Origin of the sequence: Dyella sp. (assembly GCF_036568765.1) — a bacterium.
Taxonomy (GTDB): domain Bacteria; phylum Pseudomonadota; class Gammaproteobacteria; order Xanthomonadales; family Rhodanobacteraceae; genus GSA-30.
The window spans coordinates 1-5,522 of the sequence record NZ_DATCRY010000294.1 but is presented as its reverse complement, the minus strand read 5'-3'; the positions used below and the strand labels follow the sequence as shown (position 1 = coordinate 5,522).

Annotated in this window: 5 protein-coding genes; 2 read left to right on the top strand and 3 right to left on the bottom strand. The window is 63.0% G+C overall.

Translation table 11 applies throughout. The features are described 5' to 3' along the window. Positions 1 to 311, top strand: a 311-nt coding sequence (locus VIM98_RS18570; RefSeq protein WP_331994590.1) for a S8 family serine peptidase, incomplete at its 5' end; no start/stop codon positions are given. 88 nt (positions 312 to 399) lie between these two features. Here VIM98_RS18570 and VIM98_RS18565 read toward each other — a convergent pair. The 3 genes from VIM98_RS18565 to VIM98_RS18555 all read right to left on the bottom strand — a co-directional run bounded on the left by VIM98_RS18565 (position 400) and on the right by VIM98_RS18555 (position 4,811). Then, complete coding sequence (locus tag VIM98_RS18565; protein WP_331994589.1) at positions 400 to 2,679, bottom strand: FdhF/YdeP family oxidoreductase; 2,280 nt, start codon at positions 2,677 to 2,679, stop codon at positions 400 to 402. 121 nt (positions 2,680 to 2,800) lie between these two features. After that, a complete protein-coding gene (locus VIM98_RS18560) occupies positions 2,801 to 3,985 on the bottom strand; it encodes an aminotransferase class V-fold PLP-dependent enzyme (protein ID WP_331994588.1) in 1,185 nt (394 codons plus the stop codon). A gap of 61 nt (positions 3,986 to 4,046) precedes the next feature. Next, entirely contained in the window at positions 4,047 to 4,811 is a 765-nt protein-coding gene (locus VIM98_RS18555) for a hypothetical protein (RefSeq protein ID WP_331994587.1), read from the bottom strand. 150 nt (positions 4,812 to 4,961) lie between these two features. Between VIM98_RS18555 and VIM98_RS18550 the strand changes: the two genes are divergently transcribed. Beyond that, positions 4,962 to 5,429, top strand: coding sequence for a DoxX family protein (locus VIM98_RS18550; protein WP_331994586.1), 468 nt, complete (start codon positions 4,962 to 4,964; stop codon positions 5,427 to 5,429). Positions 5,430 to 5,522 lie beyond the last annotated feature (93 nt).

The following is a 5,522-nucleotide window of genomic DNA, read 5'->3' as shown; positions in this document are numbered from 1 at the left end:
ACGATACGCCGGGCGTGATCGTGGTACGCGAAAGCAGCGCTACACCCGCGCCTGCGGGCGTTTTGAGCGCGCCGGGCAACGACATCCTTACGACGCAACCCGGTGGCGGCTACGATTTCACGTCCGGCTCGTCGATGTCCGCCGCGCATGTCAGCGGCATTGCCGCACTCCTGCTCTCGCTTGCGCCGCATCTGGATGCGCGCATGCTGCACGATCTGCTGTTGCAAAGCAGTCGAGTGTCTAACGGCAGCCTGCAGGTGAATGCCGCGGCGGCGGTGGAAACGTTGCGGGAGCAGCAAAAAACGCCTTGAACAGCGAAAGGCTGGAAGTGAATGAAGAGGCGTATGGAAAGCGCAGGCACCGAGCCATACTGCTTTTACTCACCCTCACTCTTCGCCTTCAGGCATTTCTCACCCTCACCGGCACCGACTTGTACGAAGGCGTGCCCGATTGCGGATCGTGGTCGTCCAGTCCGATCAGGCCGTTCCCCTCGGGGTAATACATCGCCACCGTGCCGCGCGCGATCGGATAGGCCACCGCGGTAAAGCCGCTGACACTGCGCGTACGTTCCGCCTTGACGGTTTCGACGACGATGCGGTCGCCGTGCTTCAAGCCACGCGCAGCCAGATCGTCGGCGTGCATGAAGATCACATCGCGTCGACCGCTGATGCCGCGGTAACGGTCGTTGAGGCTATAGATCGTGGTGTTGTACTGGTCGTGCGAGCGCACGGTGGTCAGCACAAGTGTGCCGTTATCCAGGCCATCGTCTTCCTCGATGCCGGGAGCGACGAGGAAACGCGCCTTGCCGTCGGGCGTGTTCCATTTGCGTTCGGAGGCGGCAATGAACAGGCGAAACCCGCCGGGCTCGCGCACCCGCCGGTTGAAATCGTAGAACGCGGGGAATACCACTTCGATCTTGTCGCGAATGCGGTCGTAGTCGGCAACCAGATGGTCCCATGCGACCCTGGTCGCCGGCAGCGTGGCCTTGGCCATCTGCGCGACGATCCACGGTTCGGAGCGCAAATGCTCCGAAGCCGGCTTCAAACCGCCCTGCGACGCATGCACCATCGACATCGAATCTTCCACCGTGATCGATTGCGGGCCTTCGGCTTGCAGATCGATCTCGCTGCGCCCGAGGCACGGCAGAATGATCGACTGCTTGGCGATAATCAGGTGCGAGCGATTGAGCTTGGTGGCGATGTGCACGGCCAGGTCGAGCTTGCGCATGGCGGCGAAGGTCGCTTCCGGATCGGACATCGCCACCGCCAGATTGCCACCCAGGCAGATCAGCGCCTTGGATTCACCGTCACGGATCGCTTTGATCGCCGCCACGGCATCGTGACCGTGCTCGGGCGGCGTATCGAAACCGAAGGCCAGCTTCATGCCTTCGATCAACGCGGCGTCGGGCTTTTCGGTAATGCCGACAGTGCGATCGCCTTGCACGTTGGAATGACCGCGTAGCGGGCAGATGCCCGCGCCCTCCCGGCCGAGATTACCGCGCAGCATCAGCAGGTTGGCCAGCTGCTGCACGTTCTGGGTACCGTGGCGATGCTGAGTGATGCCCATGCCATAGCAGACGATGACGCGCTTGGCCTGCGCATAGATCGATGCGGCGTGCTCGATGTCGGCCCGCGACAGGCCGCTCTTGCGTTCGATATCCGGCCACGCGGTAGCCTGCACATCGGCAGCCAGCGCTTCGAAACCGGTGGTGTTTTCTTCGATAAAAGTGCGGTCGAGCAAGCCGGGACCGCCAGCGGCGAGATCGGCTGCATCGCTGTCGATCAGCCATTTCATCATGCCCTTGAGCACGGCAAGATCGCCGCCACAGCGCACCTGGTAATACGTCGTCGCCAACGGGGTCTCGCCGCCGGTCATCATCTCCACCGGGCTTTGCGGTGAAGTGAAACGCTCCAGCCCGCGCTCGGGCAAAGGATTGATCGCCACGATCGGCACGTTGCGCTTGGCCACCTCGCGCAACGTCGCCAGCATGCGCGGATGGTTGGTACCCGGATTGTGACCGATGCAGAACACCGCATCGCAATGATCGAAATCGTCCAGGGTCACCGTGCCCTTGCCGACGCCGATCGACTGCGGCAGGCCGACGCTGGTTGCCTCGTGGCACATGTTCGAGCAGTCGGGAAAATTGTTGGACCCGTATTCGCGCACGAACGCCTGATACAGAAACGCCGCTTCGTTCGAGGTGCGTCCCGAGGTATAGAACTCGGCCATACGCGGATCGGGCAGCGCCCGCAAAGCGGTACCGATGTGCTGCATGGCTTCGTCCCAACCGATCGCGACGTACTTGTCGCTGGCCCGGTCGTACATCATCGGATGGGTCAACCGGCCCAGGCCTTCCAGTGCGTAATCGCTCAACTGCCACAACGCAGTCACCGTGTTGGCCTGGAAGAACTCCGGCTTGGCGCGCTTGGCCGTGGCTTCCCAGCTGACTGCCTTCGCGCCGTTTTCGCAGAACTCGAACGAACTGGTGTGCTTGGGATCCGGCCAGGCGCAACCCGGGCAATCGAAACCGTCGGGTTGGTTCATACGACGCAAGGCCGCGGTTTCTCGGCCGATCGCCAGTTGACCGCTGATCGCTTTGGCTACCGCACGCAGTGCGCCCCAGCCGCCAGCGGCGCCTTCATAAGGGGTGACGCCCGGGATATCGGTCTGGCTGCTCATGGCGGTGCTGCTCCGATTACTGCGGGGAGGGGGAAATATCCGAACACTAGATTAATCCCAGGGACGACACCCCGATAGGGCGCGGATCGTCGCGGTGCTCAGTGTTCATTCGTCGATCCGCCTACGGGCTCGCCATCATCCACTGCGCGCAACGGTCCACATCGACCGATCCGTGCCAGGCATGCAAGGCAATGCGCAGAAAGCCTTCTCGTGTGCTCGCATTGATGCCCTGCGCCTGGCCGCGCTGCAGCAGCTCGTCGATGACCGGTTGCGGGCAGGCAAAGGAAAGGATCGAACCGGTGCGGCCTGCCTGGATCAGGCGTTGCAAACGATCGGCTTCCTGCTTCCACGCGGCGGCTACCCGCAATCGTTGCAGGAGGCGTTGTTGCAGATTTGTAACATGCGCTTCGATAGCCGCGGCACCGCCGACGGCCAGCAACCGTTCGATCGAAGCGGCCAGCGCACCGCAGCCCAGGATGGTAGGACTGCCGGCTTCGAGATAACGCCCGTCCGACGCCCAATGACACGCCGCCGTTCCTTGCGTCCCAGCCTGCGAGAAGGCACTGGGGGCAGACAACCACGTGCCCAGCGGCATCAATTGCCTGCGCAGGGCGGCATTGGTCCATAACAGGCCCTGCCCTTGCCCACCGAGCAAGCCTTTGTGCCCGCCGGTAGCGAAGGCGCTGGCATGACGCAGATCCGGCACGGCGGTGCCGGCGCCCTGGATGCCATCGACAATGAGATGTACACCGCGCTCGCGGCAACCTTGGCCAAGTCGGTCCAGATCCAGCCGGATGCCGTCCTGAAAGCGGACCCATGACGCCGCGACCATGCGCGTACGCGGCGTGATCGCCTGCAATAAGCGTTGCTCGGGCTCGATATCCGTGTCAGGTAGCGCAGCTTCCGGCCACAACGGGACTTCGACGCAATGGACGCCCAACCGCTCCAGCGCCAGCCATGGCAGCCGATTGCTGGGAAACTCACCGGCGGGGATCACCACTTCGTCGCCCGGCTGCCAGGGATAACCCAGGGCGATCGCCTGCAGGCCGGTCGACGTACAGCTCACCAGGCTGATGTCCTGCGCCGATACGCCAAGCAGTGCCGCGCCCGCATCGCGCAACCGCTGCTCCACGTCGAGGAAATCTTCGTTCCAGCGCAGTTCCCAGGGACGCAACTCGGTACGCAACAGGGCTTCGAGCATCGCCGCGGCCGCGCGCGGCATCGGGCCGTCCTTGCAATGCGCCAGCCACAAGGTCTCGTCAGGAAAATCGAACAGCTCGGGTGAAAGAAGCGGGGCAATAGACACGGCCAGGCCTTGAACGTTGGCGCAAGCAAGACATTCTTGCATAACCTACGTTGCGCGACTGCTAGTGCGAAAGTTCTTCCGCCGCGTTGAGCAAGGGCTGGCCCGACACGCGAATGATGCCGCTATAGGGCGTTTCGAATTCCAGGATCAGGAACACCGAGCCGGCGAATGCCAACGCCGAGCAAACCAGCACCACGCGTACCGAACGGTTGTGCACGGTAAACGCCCCCAGGCCGACGAAGATCAGCACCACCCAGGCCGAAACGATCAGCAGCAACACGGCGGGTACGGATTGTTCGCTTTGTTCGGACGTGGCAACGCGTTGTCGGCTGAGCTCGCCGCTCAGAGTCAGCGCACGGGCCTGGAACCAGCGTTGCGCGTCATTGGCCGGCTTGAGGTTCAGGATGGACTGCTGCAACTGCGTCAGCAGGCTGACATTGGTCACCGGCACGCGAAACACCATCTGCTTGACTCTGCCGTCCGGCGCCACACGCGCCGTGGCGCGGGCAAGAAAGGCGCGCAGTTGATCGCGCTCCGGCTCGGACTCCTTGCCGTAGCCGGAGAGCGCCCGGTCGAGCATCACGATTGAGGTAGAAACCTCCACGACATCGTCGGTCGCGTGATCGAAGGAGGAGCGCGCCGAGGTAATCATGAAGCCAAGCACCAATGCGGTCAGGGTCGCCATCATGTTGATGCCGATCTGTGCCGAAGTTCGTGTGTCGGCAGAAAGATGATCGCGCGGCATGCGGTTGGCCAGAACCGCGCCCAGCCACAGGCCCGCCCACGCCACGGCGAAAACACCCATGCTGATGAGTATCGAATCCATAGGCCGTCCACCCCAACGCGCCGGGCGCCAGTTTGCACCGAAAATTCGCCGCCGGCCATGCCCCGCCGCAGGGTCTGATCTTAGCTGCGTAACCTTCGCACCCATGGCGCCGAACCACCTGAGGTCCCCCGCCGAGCCACAGGTGCATCCATGAACTCCTCCTCCTTTTCTCCCTGGGCGCCGGTCGCGATCCGGCTGATCGTCGGGTTCGGCTTCATGCAGCACGGCTTTGCCAAGCTCGGGCGCGGCGCGGATTCGTTTGCCGGCATCCTGGATGCCCTGCATGTTCCGTTTCCGCTTTTCATGGCGTGGGCGACGATCGCGGTGGAGATCCTTGGCGGTCTGTGCGTATTGCTTGGTGCGTTTGTAGCGCTGGCAAGCGTGCCGATGATCGTGGTGCTGCTGGTTGCCATTTTTACCGTGCACCTTCCCAACGGCTTCAGCTCGATCAAACTGATGGCCGTGGATGTCGCCGGTGCGCACTTCGGCCAACCCGGCTACGAATGCGACCTGCTGTATGTGGCCGGTATCGTCGCCCTGGTACTCGGCGGCTCTGGATACGCGTCGATCGACGGATGGCGGCGTCAGCGTCGCGTTCCTGTAGGCGTCCCCTCCTAAGTAGCAGATTTAGGGGGGGAGCACAGGCAGCAAGTATCCAGTTTGGACGCATAAACGCAGCTTTATCCGGGACTCGGGAGCGCCCCGTTGACG

Coding starts and splice junctions, on each gene's coding strand:
- VIM98_RS18565 (WP_331994589.1), bottom strand. CDS start 2,679: ATGAGCAGCCAGACCGATATCCCGGGCGTCACCCCTTATGAAGGCGCC.
- VIM98_RS18555 (WP_331994587.1), bottom strand. CDS start 4,811: ATGGATTCGATACTCATCAGCATGGGTGTTTTCGCCGTGGCGTGGGCG.
- VIM98_RS18550 (WP_331994586.1), top strand. CDS start 4,962: ATGAACTCCTCCTCCTTTTCTCCCTGGGCGCCGGTCGCGATCCGGCTG.